13 protein-coding genes are annotated in these 19,054 nt (G+C 34.8%); 12 read left to right on the top strand and 1 reads right to left on the bottom strand.

The window, feature by feature from the left end; genetic code table 11:
- Nucleotides 1-3 precede the first annotated feature (3 nt).
- Together J5Y03_RS15285 and J5Y03_RS15280 are read left to right on the top strand one after the other, a co-directional pair.
- A complete protein-coding gene (locus J5Y03_RS15285) occupies nt 4-831 on the top strand; it encodes a carbohydrate ABC transporter permease (protein WP_209406863.1) in 828 nt (275 codons plus the stop codon).
- A gap of 65 nt (nt 832-896) precedes the next feature.
- The gene (locus J5Y03_RS15280; RefSeq protein WP_209406961.1) at nt 897-2,600 is read left to right on the top strand and encodes an amylo-alpha-1,6-glucosidase; all 1,704 of its coding nucleotides are present in this window, start codon (nt 897-899) and stop codon (nt 2,598-2,600) included.
- Between the two features lie 142 nt (nt 2,601-2,742).
- Here J5Y03_RS15280 and J5Y03_RS15275 read toward each other — a convergent pair whose 3' ends face one another.
- Complete coding sequence (locus J5Y03_RS15275; RefSeq protein ID WP_209406862.1) at nt 2,743-3,948, bottom strand: ROK family transcriptional regulator; 1,206 nt, start codon at nt 3,946-3,948, stop codon at nt 2,743-2,745.
- A 140-nt stretch (nt 3,949-4,088) separates the two neighbouring features.
- On the opposite strand from J5Y03_RS15275, the gene J5Y03_RS15270 reads away from it, so the two are divergent.
- The 10 genes from J5Y03_RS15270 to ebgA all read left to right on the top strand — a co-directional run bounded on the left by J5Y03_RS15270 (nt 4,089) and on the right by ebgA (nt 18,628).
- Nucleotides 4,089-5,171: a M24 family metallopeptidase gene (locus J5Y03_RS15270; protein ID WP_209406861.1), complete on the top strand. Its 1,083-nt coding sequence runs from the start codon at nt 4,089-4,091 to the stop codon at nt 5,169-5,171.
- 339 nt (nt 5,172-5,510) lie between these two features.
- Entirely contained in the window at nt 5,511-6,674 is a 1,164-nt protein-coding gene (locus J5Y03_RS15265) for a galactokinase (RefSeq protein WP_209406860.1), read from the top strand.
- Nucleotides 6,675-6,869: 195 nt separating this feature from the next.
- Nucleotides 6,870-8,429 (top strand): UDP-glucose--hexose-1-phosphate uridylyltransferase, encoded by a 1,560-nt coding sequence (locus tag J5Y03_RS15260; protein WP_209406859.1) that lies wholly within the window; start codon nt 6,870-6,872, stop codon nt 8,427-8,429.
- A gap of 83 nt (nt 8,430-8,512) precedes the next feature.
- Nucleotides 8,513-9,268, top strand: a complete 756-nt coding sequence (locus J5Y03_RS15255; RefSeq protein WP_245208919.1) for an SDR family NAD(P)-dependent oxidoreductase — start codon at nt 8,513-8,515, stop codon at nt 9,266-9,268.
- Nucleotides 9,269-9,313: 45 nt separating this feature from the next.
- Entirely contained in the window at nt 9,314-10,702 is a 1,389-nt protein-coding gene (gene gcvPA, locus J5Y03_RS15250; protein ID WP_209406858.1) for an aminomethyl-transferring glycine dehydrogenase subunit GcvPA, read from the top strand.
- 23 nt (nt 10,703-10,725) lie between these two features.
- Complete coding sequence (gcvPB, locus tag J5Y03_RS15245; RefSeq protein WP_209406857.1) at nt 10,726-12,297, top strand: aminomethyl-transferring glycine dehydrogenase subunit GcvPB; 1,572 nt, start codon at nt 10,726-10,728, stop codon at nt 12,295-12,297.
- A 68-nt stretch (nt 12,298-12,365) separates the two neighbouring features.
- Nucleotides 12,366-13,658 (top strand): ABC transporter substrate-binding protein, encoded by a 1,293-nt coding sequence (locus J5Y03_RS15240; RefSeq protein ID WP_322099591.1) that lies wholly within the window; start codon nt 12,366-12,368, stop codon nt 13,656-13,658.
- Nucleotides 13,659-13,754: 96 nt separating this feature from the next.
- A complete protein-coding gene (locus tag J5Y03_RS15235) occupies nt 13,755-14,690 on the top strand; it encodes a carbohydrate ABC transporter permease (protein WP_407648451.1) in 936 nt (311 codons plus the stop codon).
- Entirely contained in the window at nt 14,687-15,517 is an 831-nt protein-coding gene (locus J5Y03_RS15230) for a carbohydrate ABC transporter permease (protein ID WP_209406856.1), read from the top strand. The genes J5Y03_RS15235 and J5Y03_RS15230 overlap by 4 nt, the downstream gene beginning before the upstream one ends.
- A gap of 27 nt (nt 15,518-15,544) precedes the next feature.
- On the top strand, nt 15,545-18,628 hold the full coding sequence (gene ebgA, locus J5Y03_RS15225; protein WP_245208918.1) for a beta-galactosidase subunit alpha: 3,084 nt from the start codon (nt 15,545-15,547) through the stop codon (nt 18,626-18,628).
- Nucleotides 18,629-19,054 lie beyond the last annotated feature (426 nt).

Genomic DNA, 19,054 nt, shown 5'->3' with positions numbered 1-19,054 from the left:
CTGATGAGATTAAAAAGGAAACTAGGGAATGGATCTATTTACGTTTTATTGATATTTTTATCATTATTATTCTTAGCTCCATTCATATGGATGATAACGACTTCAGTAAAATCACCAGATGAATTATATTTTTTCCCACCTAAATGGCTACCCTCCAAATGGCATTTTGAAAACTTTTCAAAAGCATGGAATATGCAGCCATTTAATACGTTTTTAAAGAATAGTGTAATTGTGACAATCATGACGACGATAGGTCAAATCATCTCATCCACATTAGTCGCTTATGGGTTTGCAAGATTTAAATTTAAAGGTAGAGATGTGTTATTTATCATTCTTCTGGCAACGATGATGATTCCTTGGGAAGTAACAATGATTCCTTTGTATATGGAATTTAACTTCCTAGGATGGATTAATACATTAAAGTCATTAATTGTACCATCTTGGTTCGGATCTGCATTTTACATATTTTTATTAAGACAATTTATCATGTCGATTCCAAAAGAGCTAGATGAAGCAGCAAGAATGGATGGGGCAAATGCTTTTCAAATTTATTATCGCATCCATTTGCCTTTAATGTGGCCAATTATCGCTTTAATTGCAGTATTTAACTTTTTATCTAGTTGGAATGATTATCTAGGCCCATTAATCTTCTTAAACAATCAAAGTAAATATACTTTAACATTAGGATTAGCTCAATTTAAAGGAATGTATGATGTAAATATGGTAGGTGTTATGGCAGTTACATTCTTAATTAGTTTACCGCCACTGTTGTTATTCTTCTTTGCCCAAAAGAAAATCGTAAATGGTGTATCTTCAACTGGTCTCAAGTAAAAGATGAATATTTTGGGACTTTCATATTGAAATTTTGAGGAGGAGTATTATTGAAAATTGAAAATATGAAGATCCCTTTTAGTCGAAATGGATCTTATTTCGTAATATCTCCAATATATTTTGGGGACTATGAACGTAAAGCATTATTTGTTCGAACCATTCGTGGTGGAGACGAAAAAAGTGGTGCTATTTTTAAAATTAATTTAGTGAATGATGAGTTAGTTCCGCAAGATTATGACGTTGAATTTACACCTTACTTTCTAAGACTTGTCGCAAAAGAGGGAGTATTGGAGTGCTGCTTTAGCTCGGACAGAACAATCAGAATGAAAGGGAACGGACTTAATCTTCAATTAACTGCACTTACTGGAACTTATGATTATGCATTAGCTTGTCCTGACAAAACATGGGAGATTAATAGTTTTAAAGAAAAGCGTAGATTTCGTATGATCCCAATTGAGGGGAGTGTTGAAGTTAATGCCCCTTTTGAAGTAGATAAAAGTAAATTCATTCACATCATTTGCCGGCCAAAAAACTCAAACGAATCTTTTGAAACAGCCATTACAGATTATCATATTACTTATGAAAAAGATCCAAGCCTTGAAAATAGCTTTTTAGAATGTGTAAAAAAAGTAAAAGATGAATTTGATAACTGGAAAAACAAAACGTTAATGGTTCCAGAATCGTTTCAAAACGGTAGAGAAACAGCGGCATATATAACATGGTCTTCTATCGTAAAAGGAGAAGGACTGTTATCCCGTCCGGCAATGTATATGTCTAAAAATTGGATGACAAATATATGGAGTTGGGACCATTGTTTTAATGCAATGGCTTTGACTAAATTACAGCCAGAATTGGCTTGGGACCAGTTTTGTATCTTTTTTGACTCACAGGATGAAAGCGGGGCATTACCGGATTTTTTAAATGATCAGTTTGCATTGTGGAATTGTTGTAAGCCTCCGATTCACGGATGGACAGTAAAATGGATGATGGAACGAACTGATTTTATTACAAGTGAAAAATTAAGGGAGATTTATAATCCATTGGCAAAATGGACAAACTGGTGGTTCCGATTTAGAGATGATGATAATGATGGGATACCACAATATAATCATGGAAACGATAGTGGGTGGGATAATAGCACGGTATTTTCAACGGGTGTACCTGTTGAGACACCAGATTTGGCAGCTTTTTTAATTATTCAAATGGATGTACTAGCGAAGATTGCTCAAATGATTGGTAGAGTAAGAGAAGCTAAAGACTGGAAATACAGAGCAGATGAAACCTTTAACAAGATGATGGAACATTTTTGGACAGAAGAAGGATTTAAAGCCTGCCTATCTGGATCTCATCAACCAATTTCATCTCAAAGCTTGATTTTGTATATTCCGTTAATTTTAGGAGAACGATTATCTCAATCACAAAGAAACGTCTTAATAAATCGTTTGCTCCATGACAATCAATTCGAAACAGAACATGGTTTTGCAACAGAAAGTGTGGATAGTCCATTTTATCGCCATGATGGTTATTGGCGTGGACCGATTTGGGCACCTTCTACAATGTTGCTAATTGATGGGCTAAAGGCAATTGGTGAATTCAAACTTGCAAGAAAAACCGCAGAAAAATATTGTAAAATGGCAAACCAAGCAGGTATGGCTGAAAACTTCAACGCTTTAACAGGAGAGGGGCTTCGTGATCCTGCTTTTACATGGACATCAAGTGTATTCCTTATCCTTGCTAATGAATTAGTAGAAGAGCATATTTTAAATTAAGATTTAATTTGGAAAGGGAAGAAGTAAATCACAAATAAATCGTAAGTTCAACTCTAATGTAAAACTGGGCAATAAACAAAGGTGAAATTTTGTAGATTGCCTAGTTTTTAATAAGAAGGGTTAATCGGATCTAACTCTTTTATTATGAAACTGAAAATAAGTCTTCCAAGACTAGAACAGCACTTCCAATAGCAGCAGAAAACTCTCCAAGTTTAGAGATAACAATTTCAGTTGACTTTGCATCTTGTGTCAAGGCACGTCCTGCAACTGTGTCCCTTATTCCTTTTAAAATAAAGTCTCCTGCATTTGTGACGCCACCAGCTAAAATAATTTTGGTAGGGTTTAATAAATGAATTAAGTTCGTAATACCAATTCCTAAATAGATTCCGGTATTATGCAAAAGATCAATGCTTAATTGATCAGATTTACAAGCAGCTTCATAAACAGTTTTAGCTTCAATTTTAGTTAGGTCACTCTTTACAATATCGAGAAGTAAACTATCTTTTCCCATTGAAAGTTCCTTTAATGCTCTTTCCTTAATAGCGGACCCAGATGCAAAAGTTTGTAAACAGCCAAAATTTCCACAAGAACATTTATGACCGCTTAAATCAATTGACATGTGACCAATTTCTCCAGCAAGATTATGTTCACCATGAATGAGTCTACCTTCAACAACAATTCCAGCACCAATACCTTGTCCAATGTTGAGCGTAACAATGGTACCATTCTTTTTATGTTCATTTACGAACCAAGTTTCACCAAGTGCCATTACACGGGCATCATTTTCGACTTTTACTGTCACCTGAAAGTGATTTTCTAATTCTTCTTGGATTGGAATATTTCGAAGTTGTAAGTTTGGCGCAAATAAACAATTTCCTTGTTTGACATCAACAACACCATGCATTCCTATACCGATACCAATTAACTGTCTATGTGAATCCGGGAAACGATTTAACATAAAATGAATTTCTTCTTTTAAAAGGTCAAGTAGAATGTCGTTTGTGATACGAGAAGGTAAATTTCGAATATGATTAGATAATACTTCTCCATTTATATTACAAATGACTGTCCGTATTTTTACAGGTCCAACATCCAAACCAAGCACATAAAATCCTTGTTCATTTAAAACCAGCATAGTTGGCTTACGTCCACCGTTTGATTGTCCTTGTTGGCTTTCGATTACAATGCCTTCTTCTATTAACTCTTTTACGATACTGCTAACAGTAGGAGGGGTGAGTTTTGTATCCTTAGCAATTTGGGCACGCGATATCGAGCCACACACTCGAATTTTATTTAATATCATAGTTTTATTTATTGATTTCATCCATTGAAAACTACCTTTTTGCAAAAGCTACTACCTCCAATTAAACTATTTAACTATATTTTACCTTATTTGTAAGAATTGTTGAAATAAACATTCAATTTATTATAACATAGTTAGTAAAGTTAATTAATAAAGTGTGAATAGAAAATAGAAAGGATAATAGTATGAATCCTATTCAAAAGCTAAAGTTATTTTTGAATCAGTCTGGTTACGACGGCATCCTTCTACGGAAACGAAATAATTTCTCATGGCTAACAGAGGGAAGGAAAAATCATATTGTCTTATCTGATTCAAATGGAGTATCTGATTGGCTAATCTTAAAAAACGATAATTTCTTGATTACAAACATTATGGAAGAACGCAGAATTTCAGATGAAGAATGTAAGAATCTAAACTTCGATTTTCATGTATTAACTACTGAATGGTATGAATCAACTGACAGGATAATCTTTGAATTAACAGCTGGGCAGAACATTGTAAGTGACACTATTTTTTCGAATTGGAAAGTAGTAGACCAAGATATTTCGTTTATACGTTCATGTTTAAGTGAGATTGAGATAAGTCGATATCGAGAAATTTGCCAAAGTACAGCAAATATTCTTGAACAAACAGGTAAGGTAATAAAACCAGGAATGACAGAACTCCAGATTTGTGCAAAATTATTTGAAAGTGCAATCAATCATGATCTTGTCATTCATGTAGCATTAGTTGCTTCAGATGAGCGTATATTTAAATATCGTCATCCTCTTCCAACGAATAAAAGACTAGGTCAATACTTGATGATGGTTGTCTGTGCAGAAAGAGGAGGGCTAGTTGCGAATGCGACAAGATTTGTTCATTTCGGAAAACTGTCAACAGAATTAATTTTAAATAAAGAAAAGCTAGCGAATATTGATGTTGCAATGAACGCAAATACAATTCCGGGTAACAAAGTTGGCGACATCATTAACGTTGGAATTGATGCGTACAAAAAAGTAGGATTTCCCGATGATTGGAAAAAACTCCATCAAGGTGGCTTAACGGGATATTCAACAAGAGAATACCTAGCTTCTCCTTTTACAAATCATAAGGTAACTGTAAATCAGGCATTCGCTTGGAATCCATCTTTGCCAGGAATCAAATCTGAAGATACAATTCTTGTTCATCAAAATCGGATAGAGTTTTTAACGACAACAAATGATTGGGAATATATAGAGGTCAAATATGACAATAAAAGTTATTTACGACCTGATATATTAATCCGTTAAATTAAGGTTCTTTTTTTTAGATTGTTGTTTTTAGGATTTGTAATTTAAAAAACAGAGGTTGATTGGAACGGAAGGGTGAAGAGCTTCTGTGGGAGATGCGTGAAGGCTGAGCGGATGCGACGAGGAGGCTCAGCTCACGCCCCTAAGAAAGCGAGCCTCCCGGAGTGGAAATAAATTTACACATACTGAAATAGCAACAATGTATAAGAAAACTGCCTAAATAAAAAAATAAACATATTTTAAGTAAAAAAGAATTGTTGACAATTTTCAGAAAAGACAGTATTTTTAATTTAAGTTTATAAAGTAATTTAATTAACTAAGTGAGAAAGAGGAATTACGATGTTACAAGTCGTTAATTTATTTTACGATCTATTTGGTGAATATGGAGAGGTTCATACTTTTTTTGCTCCAGGTAGAGTTAACTTAATTGGAGAGCATACAGATTATAATGGTGGCTTTGTTTTTCCTTGTGCACTAAGTATTGGAACATATGCTGTTGCAAGAAAACGATTCGATAAGAAAATCAGAATGTATTCAAAAAACTTCCCAAACTTAGGAATTATAGAGTTTGAAGTAGATCAATTAAAATTTGAAAAAAATCATGATTGGGCAAACTATCCTAAGGGAGTTATTTATGCTTTTGGACAACATGATATTCAGATTGATCAAGGGTTCGACGTCGTATACTTAGGTAACATTCCTAACAACGCTGGGCTTTCCTCTTCCGCATCGATTGAACTTGTAACTTCAGTCATGCTAAATGATATTTTTCAGCTTAAACTAAAAATGATAAAAATGATTGAATTAAGTCAGTGGGCTGAGAATAAATTTGTGGGCGTTAATTGCGGCATCATGGATCAATTTTCGATCGGCATGGGGAAAAAAAATCATGCGATTCTATTAAACTGCCAAACTTTAGATTTTACATACAGTCCTTTAAATCTCGAAAATGTAGCACTCGTTATTGCAAATACAAATAAAAATAGAGGATTAGCAGACTCAAAATACAATGAAAGACGTCAACAATGTGAAAAAGCGTTGAAGGCATTAAATCAAGTATTTCCTGCACAATCATTGGGGAACATCTCTATAAATGATTTCGAACTGTTTAAACATGTAATAAAAGATGATATTTCTCGAAAGCGTGCTAAACATGCTGTATACGAAAATGAGCGAACAAAAATTGCCGTTGAACTGCTGAATAATGGGGACATTCACGGATTTGGAAAATTAATGAATGAATCTCACATCTCTCTGAGAGACGATTATGAAGTGTCAATAAAAGAATTAGATGTGTTAGTTGAGGCTGCCTGGCATGAAGGGGCAATTGGAGCTAGAATGACCGGTGCTGGTTTCGGAGGGTGTACAGTTAACTTAATTGCTAAAAGTTTGATCGAGTCTTTCCAGAAAAATGTCGGAAAAATATACAATGAGAAAACTGGTAGAAATGCAAGCTTTTATGTAGTTGAAGTGGGAGATGGTGCAAGGAAAATAACAGAATAATAGGGAGAAAGGTTCTAAGATTCTTTTATTAGTTTTTAGTACTACTACTATAACCAAGGGACGATTAATAAGGTTTAATAAATCTACGCAGAAGTGGAGAGGATTCTCGAGAATATCAAGTGTGTGTTTAACCGAAGCAAAAAAAATTTATAGTTTCCCACTTATAAATCCGGTTCCTTAGGAGGTGGAATAAAAATGGAGCAACAGGTTTTCCCATATATTCAAGAGTTACTAGATTATGGGCTGAAGCAAGATCTATTTACTTTAGAGGATAAAGATTATATTCGAAACCAACTTTTATCGGTATTAGAGTTAGATTTTTGGATAGACATCCTTCCTCGGAACACGAATGAAAGGCCATTATCAGCAATTCTCGAAAGTATTTTAGAATGGTCAGTAAAGACAGGAAGAATAGAGAAAGATTCTATTATTTATCGTGATCTATTGGATACAAAAATTATGGGTGTATTAGTTCCTAGACCCTCTGAGGTAATCAATACATTTCAATCAATCGTACAAACAAAGAATTCGGAAGCTGCAACCGATTTTTTTTATAAACTTTCACAAGATTCAAATTACATTCGTACAGATAGAATTTCAAAAAATGAGTATTGGACTACTCAAACGGAATATGGAGAATTGGAAATTACGATAAATTTATCAAAACCAGAGAAAGATCCATTGGATATAATAAAAAACTATCAGAAACAAAACTTATCCTATCCTGAATGCTTATTATGTAAAGAAAATGTTGGTTATGTCGGTAGGGTTGATTACCCTGCAAGACAAAACTTACGAACAATCCCACTCAGATTAAATGAGGAAGTGTGGTACTTTCAGTATTCTCCTTACACTTATTACAGAGAGCATGCAATTGTGTTTTCAAAAGATCATAGGCCGATGAAAATAACTCGACATACCATTGATTGCCTTTTGGATTTTACTGATCAATTTCCACATTACTTTATTGGTTCAAATGCTGACTTACCAATCGTTGGAGGATCAATTTTAAGCCATGACCATTTTCAAGGTGGTTATCATTCCTTTCCTATGGCAGAAGCAGAAATAGAAGAAGAATTTACGTTTAATGGATTTGAGATGGTTAAGATAGGGATTGTCAATTGGCCAGTTAGTACAATCCGCTTGAGTGGAATAGACAAAAGACCTGTTTCAATTTTAGGTGCTCATATATTAAAAACCTGGCGTGACTATTCAGATGACTCAGTTGGAATTCATGCCTATACCGATCAGGAACCACATAATACCATTACTCCAATAGCACGTATACGAGGAGGAGCATTTGAACTTGATTTAGTGCTTCGAAACAATTGCACAAATAAAGTATACCCTTTTGGTATTTTTCATCCTCATGAGGAAGTTCACCATATTAAGAAAGAAAATATTGGTTTAATTGAGGTGATGGGACTCGCGATTCTCCCTGGGCGTTTAAAAGAAGAACTTGAGCTACTTGCCAAATGGATAGTTACGGAACAAAGCCTTGAGAAAATACGGCAAGATCCTCGCACAGCTAAACACATCGATTGGATAGTAAATGTGAAAAACAAATATCCAAACCTACATAATGATAATGTCCAACAAGTTTTACAAAAGGAAGTTGGGTATGTTTTCTCAAAGGTATTAGATCATGTAGGAGTTTTTAAACGTGATCAAAAAGGAAGAGAAGCATTTAGAAGATTTATAGAGTTTTCTCAAAAAAATATTCATGAATGTGGTATTAAATTAAAAGAGTTGTAGGAAATAACTGAAACAACTTTCTTTATTAAAATAAATTAGGATGTTTAGGGGGTATTACTATAGTCACTCAAGATTATTTTCAATTGCAAAATAAGGTATGTGTAGTTACCGGTGGTGCATCAGGTATTGGCTTTGCAACTGCTGCACTATTTGGAGAAGTTGGAGCAAAGGTTATCCTGTTAGACATTAATGAAGAAAATGGTCATAATGCTGCAACTGAGTTGAACAAGAAAGGAATTATGGCCGAGTTCTTTCGTTGTGATGTTACGAACTCGGGAGACTGTATTGCTGTTAAACAAATGATTGAAGCAAAATACGGGACAATAGACGTTCTTTTTAATAATGCAGGGGTTATAAAAAGAAAAACGGTTGTGGATTTAGAAGAAACAGATTGGAATTTGGTTATTGATGTTTCATTAAAAGGTGTCTATTTACTTTCAAAATATTTAATTCCCCTTATGGCAAGTAGCGGTGGTGGAAGTATTATCAATACTGGGTCTGGATGGGGGATTAAAGGTGGGGACAAAGCAGCAGCATACTGCGCTGCTAAAGCAGGGGTAGTAAATTTAACAAAAGCAATGGCCATCGATCATGGACACCAAAATATCCGTGTTAACTGTATATGTCCTGGCGATACAGATACTCCTCTACTAAGAGATGAAGCAAAGCAGTTAAACCTTAAAGAAGATGCTTTTCTAGCTTCTTCGGCAGTTGGTAGACCTTTATCCAGAATCGGGACACCAAGAGATATTGCAAAAGGTGTTTTATTTCTAGCAAGTGATTTGTCTTCGTGGATTACAGGTACTGAACTCATTGTTGATGGTGGAGGGTTAGCATAGTTCTTTCAAAAGATTAGTTAAGCTAATACAAGGAGGTTAAATTTTATGTCGCAAAAAGTTCATCCTTATATTCCTAATATGGTTCCGGAAGTCCAAGAGGAAATGCTGAAGGTTATCGGAGCAAAATCGATTATGGAATTATATTCGTGTATTCCAGATGAATTAAGGCTAAAAAAAGATTTAAAGATTCCAAGAGCACTTACAGAATACGAACTTCGCCGTCATATTGAAACTACTTTAAATAAAAATATTAGTACGAATGAATATGTTAACTTTTTAGGTGCAGGTTGTTGGCAACATTTTATCCCAGCAGTTTGTGATGAAATTAATCAACGCTCTGAATTTGTCACTGCTTACGCTGGTGAACCTTATGAAGATCATGGTCGCTTTCAGGCACTTTTTGAGTATCAGAGCTTAGTAGCTGAACTAGTGGATATGGATGTTGTGAATGTTCCAACATTTGATTGGGGTCAAGCTGCTGCTACATCTATAAGAATGGCTTCTCGCATAACTGGCAGGAAGAAGATATTACTTGCTGAAACAGTTGCACCAGAACGAAGTAAGATTATAGTTAATTACGGGACACCAGACTTACATTTTGAGTTTGTCAAATTTGATATTCAATCAGGTGAAATAAATTTAGATGATTTGAAAGCTAAATTAACTGAAGACGTAGCAGCACTTTATTTTGAAAATCCATCTTATTTAGGTTTTATCGAATCACAAGGCGGAGAAATCTCTAATCTTCTTAAAGAAAAAGGGGTTTTAATGGTTGTAGGAGTAGATCCTATTTCTCTTGGAGTGTTAGCACCTCCGAGTCATTATGGCGCTGATATCGTATGTGGAGATTTACAGCCATTAGGGATGCACATGAATTTTAGTGGAGGACAATCAGGATTCATCGCAACTCATGATGAACCAACATTCGTTAATGAGTATCCTTCAAGATTATTTGGAATCATTCCAACCGTAAAAGAAGGAGAATATGGCTTTGGTGATGTGGCATATGAAAGAACATCATTTGCTCATAGGGAGAAAGGGAAAGAATCTGTTGGAACACAAACTGCATTATGGGGAATTACAGCTGGGGTGTATTTAGCATTATTAGGACCAAATGGTATGCAAGAAGTAGGTCAAACAATTATGCAAAATAGTCAATATGCTGTGCAACAATTAAATCAAATTGATGGCGTAAAGGGATGCCGTTTCAACTCTCCATTTTTCAAGGAATTTATTGTTGATTTTAATAATACTGGTTTCACAGTTGAACAAATAAATAAAGAGCTTCAGGAATATAACATTTTTGGTGGTAAAGACCTTTCTAAAGAATTTCCTGAGTTTGGGCAGTCGGGATTATTTTGTGTAACAGAAGTCCATTCAATAGAAGATATTGATCATCTTGTTAAATCATTAAAGAGAATTTTAGCGAAATAACATAAGAAGAGAGGAGTTTCTGCATGCAATTTATTCAGCGAAATCGCAAAACACGTGATTTTCATCAAGCAAAATGGAATGAGCCAGTTATTTTTGAACTTCATCAGTCAGGTGAAAAAGGTGTAGAGGTCCCGCCCGTACATGATAAAGTTGTCGAAACGATCGGTGATGGAATCTCAGCTATTCCAAAATCCATGCAAAGAAAAAGTAAACCAAATCTTCCTGAAATCGGTCAAGCAAGAGTATTAAGACATTATTTGAGACTTTCACAGGAAACGCTTGGATCAGATTTTAATGTTGAAATCGGTCAAGGCACTTGTACGATGAAATACATTCCAAAAGTGAATGAAATGTTAACACGAAATCCTAAAATGATGGAACTTCACCCTTTACAGCCAGAAGAAACCGTTCAAGGAATGCTTGAAGTATTCTACAATTTGGATTTATGTATGAGAGAGATTTCAGGAATGGACTATTTTTCATTTCAGCCAAGTAGTGGTACTCAAGCTCTTTTTACGATGGCATCCATTGTTAGAAAATATCATGAACAAAGAGGAGAAGGAGAAAAACGTAATGAAATCATTACCACAATCTTTTCACATCCTTCCCAAGCAGCAACTGCGGCAGTAAAGGGTTATAAAATTATCACATTGCACCCAGATGAAAATGGTTTTCCTGATATTGAAAAATTAAAAGAAGTTGTTTCAGTAAGAACGGCTGGATTTGTTGTAGCAAATCCAGAAGATACGGGTATATTTAATCCGAAAATTAAAGAGTTTACACAAATTGTGCATGATGCAGGAGGAATTTGCTACTACGACCAAGCAAATGCAAATGGACTTTTAGGTATTACGAGAGCAAAAGAAGCAGGCTTTGATATGTGCTTCTTTAATTTACATAAAACGTTTGCAGCACCTCATATGTGTGGTGGTCCAGCTACTGGTGCGCTTGGAGTAACCGAAGAATTAAAAGAATTCTTACCAGTACCAATTGTTGAATATAAAGATGGAAAATACTCACTTCAATATGATTTGAAAAACTCGATTGGAAAGGTACGTGCATTCCATGGAGTTGCACAAACTGTATTACGTTCTTACGCTTGGATTCGTTCACTTGGTCCAGATGGATTAAAAGAAGTAGCAAAAATTGCCGTATTAAATAATAATTATATGTACCATAAAGTGATCAATATCCAAGGTGCAAGTGCTCCATATGTAAAAGGACATCGATTGGAGCAAGTACGATATAGCTTTGAACAATTAACGAGTGAAACGGGAATTACAACAGAGGATATCCAAAGAAGAATGACTGATTTTGGTCTTCACTACTGGACGAGTCACCATCCTTATATCGTTAAGCAGCCATTTACACTTGAACCAACTGAGTCTTATTCAAAGCAAGATTTAGATGAATATATTTCAGCACTCGAACAAATATCTCAGGAAGCCTATGAGAATCAAAGTGAAATTTTGAATGCTCCACAAAATAGTACAATCCACAAGTTGGTTGAGGAAGATTATTTAGATAATCCTGAAAAGTGGTGTATTTCTTGGCGTTCATATTTGAAAAAGTCAAAAGTTAAAAATCATGTATAATTTTACAAAATCATTTTATCTATTAAATTTCTAAAAACTATTAAAAATAGAAAAATGGAGGTATTCTTGTGAAAAAATACATGGCTTTCATCATAGTTCTACTCTTTTTACTAACTTCAGCATGCTCAAATAAAACTGGTGGAAATGAAACCTCTTTGAATAACAGCAAACATCCTAAAGGTACCATTACAGTGTGGGGATGGGATGTTGCAGCAGAAACAATGAGTTTGGCTGTAAAAAAATTTCATGAAAAATACCCTGACGTAAACGTTAAGGTAGAGGATTTTAATAGTTCAGATTTATATGACAAGGTAACTGTTGGTCTTGCTGCAAGAGGTTCTGGATTACCTGATGTTGTTTTAATGGAAGATGAACGGATTCCAGGATATATTCATCAGTTCCCAGATGGATTTTTAAAATTAAACAAGCTTGGTTACGATCAATACAAAGACTCCTTTAACCCTGCAAAACTTGCATCCGTTCAAAATTCTAACGGTGACTTTGTGGCTGCTCCATGGGATATTGGACCGGCAGGTGTGTTCTACCGCGTTGATCTATTTAAAAAAGCAAACGTTGATCCTGAATCAATCAAGACTTGGGATGATTATATTGAGGCAGGAAAGAAAATAAAGCAAGCTACTGGTGCGAAACTACTTCCAATTGATATTCCAAACTATGATGGCTTGTTCCAAATGATGCTTCAACAGCAAGGACTCTCATATTTTGATAAAAATGGTAAAATTAATATTAATTCCGACGAAGCAATTCGTTCGATGAAGATCATTAAAAGCCTTTATAAAAATGATTTAATTTTAATCAATAATGGTTGGGATGGTATTGTAACTGCTACGGTGAATGGAAGCGTTGCCACAGTTCCTTATGGAGTTTGGTATGCTGGAACTATTATGGATCAAGCACCCAAGTTAAAAGGTAAATGGGATATGTTTTATTTACCAAGCTTTAAAGAGGGGGGCACAAGATTTGCTAACGTAGGAGGATCTTCTCTACTAATTCCTTCAACTAGCAAAAACCAAAGCGCCGCTTATGATTTTGTCCAATTTTTTACAACTGATAAAGATACTCAACTTTTAGGCTTTAAAAAGTTTGGCCTTTTCCCTTCTTTAAAAGAAACGTATAGTGATCCTTTGTTTAGCGAAAAAAGCGAATATTTCAACAACAATCCAGTCTTTAAAAAGTTTGCCGATATTGTTGATCAAGTTCCTGAAATCAATATAAACGAAAACTATGCACGTGCAAGTCAACATTCAACCAGTGCCCAAGCAGCTATTTTACTAGAAAACAAAGACATTGAATCAGCATTGAAAGACGCCTCTAAACAATTACAAAATGAGATAAAGTAATGAAAAATGTTGCGAGATGAGAGTGAACTAGATTAAGACTTCACTCCTCATCTCGAATAGAATCACTACTATTCTATTTCGTTAGGGAGTGTCAAAATGGATCAATCGGAAAAGATAATAAAAACAGCTCCAAGTTATCAAATGAAAACTAGAAAACGGATATCTAAAGGATTTTTAACATCTAAAAATGCACCTTATTTTTTTATTGGCCCAGCATTAATATTTATTCTTGTATTTACAATTTATCCTGTTATTTCTTCATTTATATTAAGCTTTCAAGAAGTCAGAGGGGTCGAGAAAACCTTTGTAGGATTATCAAATTATACTAGATTATTTCATGATCCAATTTTCTATAAAGCTCTTTTAAATACCTTTGAAATTTTGATTTTTCAAGTTCCTATAATGATTGCTTTTTCATTACTTATAGCCGTAGGACTCAACTCGTCCTTAGTGAAGTTCAAATCATTTTTTAGAATTGCTTATTTTATGCCGGCTATTACGGCTCTCGTTGCGGCTTCAATTGTTTTTATGATTTTGCTTGACGAGCATTTCGGATTAGTAAACTATTTCTTATCTTCAATTGGAATGAATCCTATTCATTGGTTTACATCACCATTTTGGGCAAAAGTCTCGATAATATTGGTAATGACATGGCGATGGACAGGTTATAATATGGTCATTTTTTTAGCAGGATTACAGAATATCCCTAATGAATTATATGAAGCAGCAAGTATTGATGGAGCAGGGAAGGTAAAACAATTTTTTATGATCACAATTCCACAATTAAAGCCTGTATTTATATTTACTGTGGTCATGTCTACAATCGGTACACTTCAGTTATTTGATGAGCCATACATCTTAACGAAAGGCGGACCGAATAGTGCAACGATGACGATCACTCTGTATTTATTCCAAACGGGTTTTAAGTATTTTGAGTTTGGTTACGCTTCAGCTATTGCCTATGTTCTTGTATTTATTATTGGGATTGTTTCCTGGATTCAGATGAAATGGGTAGGTGATCTTGAAGAATGAGAACTTTCCAAAACATATCTTCAAAGTGGTGGATTTACATCTTACTAATGCTTGGGGTAATCCTATCAATTGCACCATTTTATTGGATGGTCATCAGTTCAACTCTACCAACTGGTGAGATTTTCCGTGTTCCGCCGAAGCTATTTCCAGGTGATTATTTAGCTAAAAATTTTAAATCACTTAATGAATCTTTAGGTATTTTAAAAATATTTTGGAATTCCTTATTTATTGCGATTGTTTATACTTTTTTATGTACATTTATGAGTGCTATGGCAGGATATGCTTTTGCGAAATTTAAATTTAAAGGTAAAAATGGAATCTTTTTTATTATTTTGTGCTCGTTAATGATTCCTTCCCAGGTGACATTGATTCCATTATTTGAAATGATGGTGTCATTTGATTGGCTAAATACATATAAAGCAATTATTCTACCAAGTCTTGCTTCTCCATTTGCTATCTATTTAATGAGACAAAATATGAAAGCAGTACCAGATTCAATTATTGAAGCTTCTCGTGTAGATGGGGCAGGGGAGTTAAGAATTTTCTTCTTGGTAGTTCTTCCAGTCGTTCGACCGGCACTTGCTGCAGTATCAATATTTTTATTTATGTCACAATGGAACAGTTTATTATGGCCATTAATTACATTGAATTCTAAAGAAATGTATACATTACCAGTCGCATTATCTAGTTTAATAGGGTTAGCTCGGATAGATTATGGACAGCTCATGCTTGGAACAACTTTATCAACTATTCCGATTATGATTTTTTTCCTGATTCTTCAAAAACATTTTATTTCAGGTATTTTAGGCGGTTCTGTAAAGGAATAAAAAAGATTGTTGGGGTGAGGACATTTTATGGCAAAAACAATGTTTACAAAAGAAGATATTTCGAATCAAACTTTATTACATCGAAATCGATTAAAGCCAAGAACACATTTTATTTCGTATAAAAGGGAAGAGGAGGCACTTTGTTGGAATAGAGAAGCTGCCCCTACTTTTCAATTGTTGAATGGAAATTGGAAATTTTTCCATGCTGAACATTCTATTCTAGTACCTATGAATTTTTATGAAGAAAACTATGATTCTAGTGAATGGAAGACAATTCAAGTTCCAGGTGTTTGGCAATTACAAGGTTATGGAAAACCACATTATACGGACTTGTACTATCCAATCCCTATTAATCCTCCGCATGTACCGGAAAAGAACTCGACAGGTTGTTATCTAAGAGAAATTTACCTTCCGAGTGATTGGGATGGACAGAATATTCATGTTTGCTTTGAAGGGGTAGATAGTGCTTTTTATGTTTGGATGAACGGCCATGAAGTTGGTTTTAGTAAAGGTAGTCGGTTAACTGCTGAATTCGACGTTACACCATATGTAAAGAAAGGCAAAAATGTAATTGCGGTCAAAGTTCACCAGTGGAGTGATGGTTCATACCTTGAGGATCAAGACATGTGGTGGTTAAGTGGAATTTTCAGAGATGTGTATCTCTTATCTTTACCTACTATTCATGTTTATGATTTTCAAATAAAGACTGACTTAGATGAACAGTATGAAGATGCGAAAATGAGTATTAAAGCAAAAGTAAGGAATACTTCAACGTCTCAAAAAAGCTTTACATTAGAATACAAACTAATGGACAACTACGAATCTATTAATGAAGGAATTATTTCAACTGGTGAACAAGTTGAAGCTAAAGATGAATTATCGGTGACTCTTGATGTAAATGTAGTAGCTCCAAGAAAATGGTCTGCAGAAGAACCAAATTTATATTCACTGCTACTTTTATTAAAAGATGAACAAGGTCAATTAATCGAAGTAATTCCTTATAGAATCGGTTTTCGCAAAATCGAAATAAAAAATGGAAATTTAAAGGTAAATGGAAAAAATATTATGTTTAAAGGTGTTAATCGTCATGATCATGATCCAGATACAGGTAGAACGGTTTCATTAGAGAAAATGAGGCAAGATATTGTGATGATGAAGCAATATAATATCAATGCAGTTCGTACTGCACATTATCCGAACGATCCTCGTTTTTACGATCTGTGTGATGAATACGGTTTATATGTGATAGATGAAACGGATCTTGAAACTCATGGATTTGAATTTATTGGGGATGCGAACCGTTTAAGTGATAACCCTGAATGGGAAGCAGCTTACGTTGAACGGTTAGAAAGAATGGTAGAAAGAGATAAAAATCACCCAAGTATTATCATGTGGTCACTCGGTAATGAATCAGGATTTGGTTGTAATTTTGAAGCGATGTATAAACGATGTAAAGAAATTGATGACACCCGTATTGTTCATTATGAAGGAGATCGTGAAACAAAAGCTACAGATATTTTTAGTACGATGTATTCTTCCGTTGATAGAATAATTGAATTTGCAAACGAACAAAACTGGCAAAAACCACATATTTTATGTGAATATGCCCATGCCATGGGAAATGGACCTGGGGGACTAAAAGAATACTGGGATGCATTTTATCAATATAAGCGTCTTCAAGGTGGATTTGTCTGGGAATGGATTGACCATGGTTTAAGACAATTTACAGAAAACGGGGAGGAATATTTCGCCTATGGAGGAAATTTTGGTGATGTTCCGAACAACAGTAATTTTTGTATTGATGGTTTAATTCGGCCTGACAGAACCCCATCCCCAGGGTTAGTTCAATATAAAAAGGTTATTGAACCGATTATTGTAACATCAACTAATATCGAAAATGGAGATTTGGTTATTGAGAACCGTTATGATTTCTTATCATTAGATCATATTGATCTTTCATGGAATATAACAGAAAATGGAAAAATTATTGAAAGTGGGAATATTGAATTACCTAAAGTACCAGCTGGGGAAAAGATAGGCATTAGTATTCCTTTCAAAAACCATTTATTACTTTCAAACAGAGATCAATACTTAAATATATCCTTTACATTGAAGCAGAACACTTTATGGGCGAATCAAGGACACGAAATAGCGTGGGCACAATTTAAACTCACAGTTGAAAATAGAAGTTTGAAACAAAAATCTAACTATAATAATAATTGGCCACTTACTATTGAAGAGAATGATACTAATTTGATCATTAAAGGTAGCGAATTTGACATCAATTTTTCAAAGGTACATGGTACAATAACGAAGTGGATCTTCAAAGGACAAACGGTTATGTTAGAAGGACCAAGAATGAATTTTTGGCGTGCGATGACCGATAATGAAATGTACATTGTAAAAGAATGGAAGGAATCCTACCTTCATCAACTAGAGCATGATACAAAATTGATTGAATGTGAGCAAATAGATGAGTTTACTGTTAAAGTTCACATTGGAACAAATATTGCCCCACTAGTTGTCGATTGGGGCATTGATGGCAAATATGAGTATACCATCTTCGGTAATGGACAGATTAAATTATCAGTAAATGGACTGCCTTACGGAAAATTCCCATCAACATGGCCTAAGGTAGGACTTGAGATGAAAATACCAGTTAATTTATCTCATGCTAGCTGGCATGGAAGGGGACAGTGGGAAAGTTATCCAGACAGTAAGTTAGCATGCAAAATGGGTATTTATAAAATGACTGTTGATGAAATGTTCTTCCCATATGTGTTTCCTCAAGAAAATGGTAATCGAACAGATGTTAAATGGGCTAGCTTTCATAATGGAGTAAATTTTGGCTTATATACAAAAGGGAACACAAGCATGAATATGAGTGCTCATTATTTTACAAAAGAAGACATTGAGGAAGCACAGCATCATTATCAATTAAAGAAACGTGATTTTATAACATTAAATTTAGATCATCAAGTAAACGGATTAGGAAGTAATAGCTGTGGTCCTGGGCCATTTCCAGAATATCAATTGAAACCTAAAGCATTTGGGTATGAAGTAACTTTTATACCTTATATTGGGGCTACTGAATTAGCGAACGATTTATGATTAGGAATATCAGAAGCGAACAAAGACAGTTAAAAAACTAGGATCTTTTTTAATAGATTGTTGTTTTTGAGAGTTGTAACTTTAAAGACAGAAGTTGATACGGACGGAAGGTGCGAGACTCCTGTGGGAATAGCGGGAAGGCTGAGACCCCGCAGGCTTGCCGAGGAGGCTCAGCTCACGCCCCACGGAAAGGGAGCATCCTGGAGTTGTATCAACTAACGCATTCTAAAATAGCAACAATTTATACAAAAACAGTCAAAAACTAAATAGAATCCTACAGAATGGCCGAGAAGTTCTCGGCTATTTTTTATGTGCGCCCAGCATGTGCATAATCTATAGGGTGCAAGTCCCGAGCCATGAAGGCAGTAGTAGTGGTTAGCTTAAGACAAGGGTGTCTGTGGTGACGCAGAATCTGAAGGAAGTCGG

The sequence above is a fragment of the Gottfriedia endophytica genome, assembly GCF_017814275.1.
GTDB lineage: Bacteria > Bacillota > Bacilli > Bacillales > Bacillaceae_G > Gottfriedia > Gottfriedia endophytica.
The sequence above is the reverse complement of the archived record's forward strand: the minus strand, read 5'-3'. Positions and strand labels throughout refer to the sequence as shown.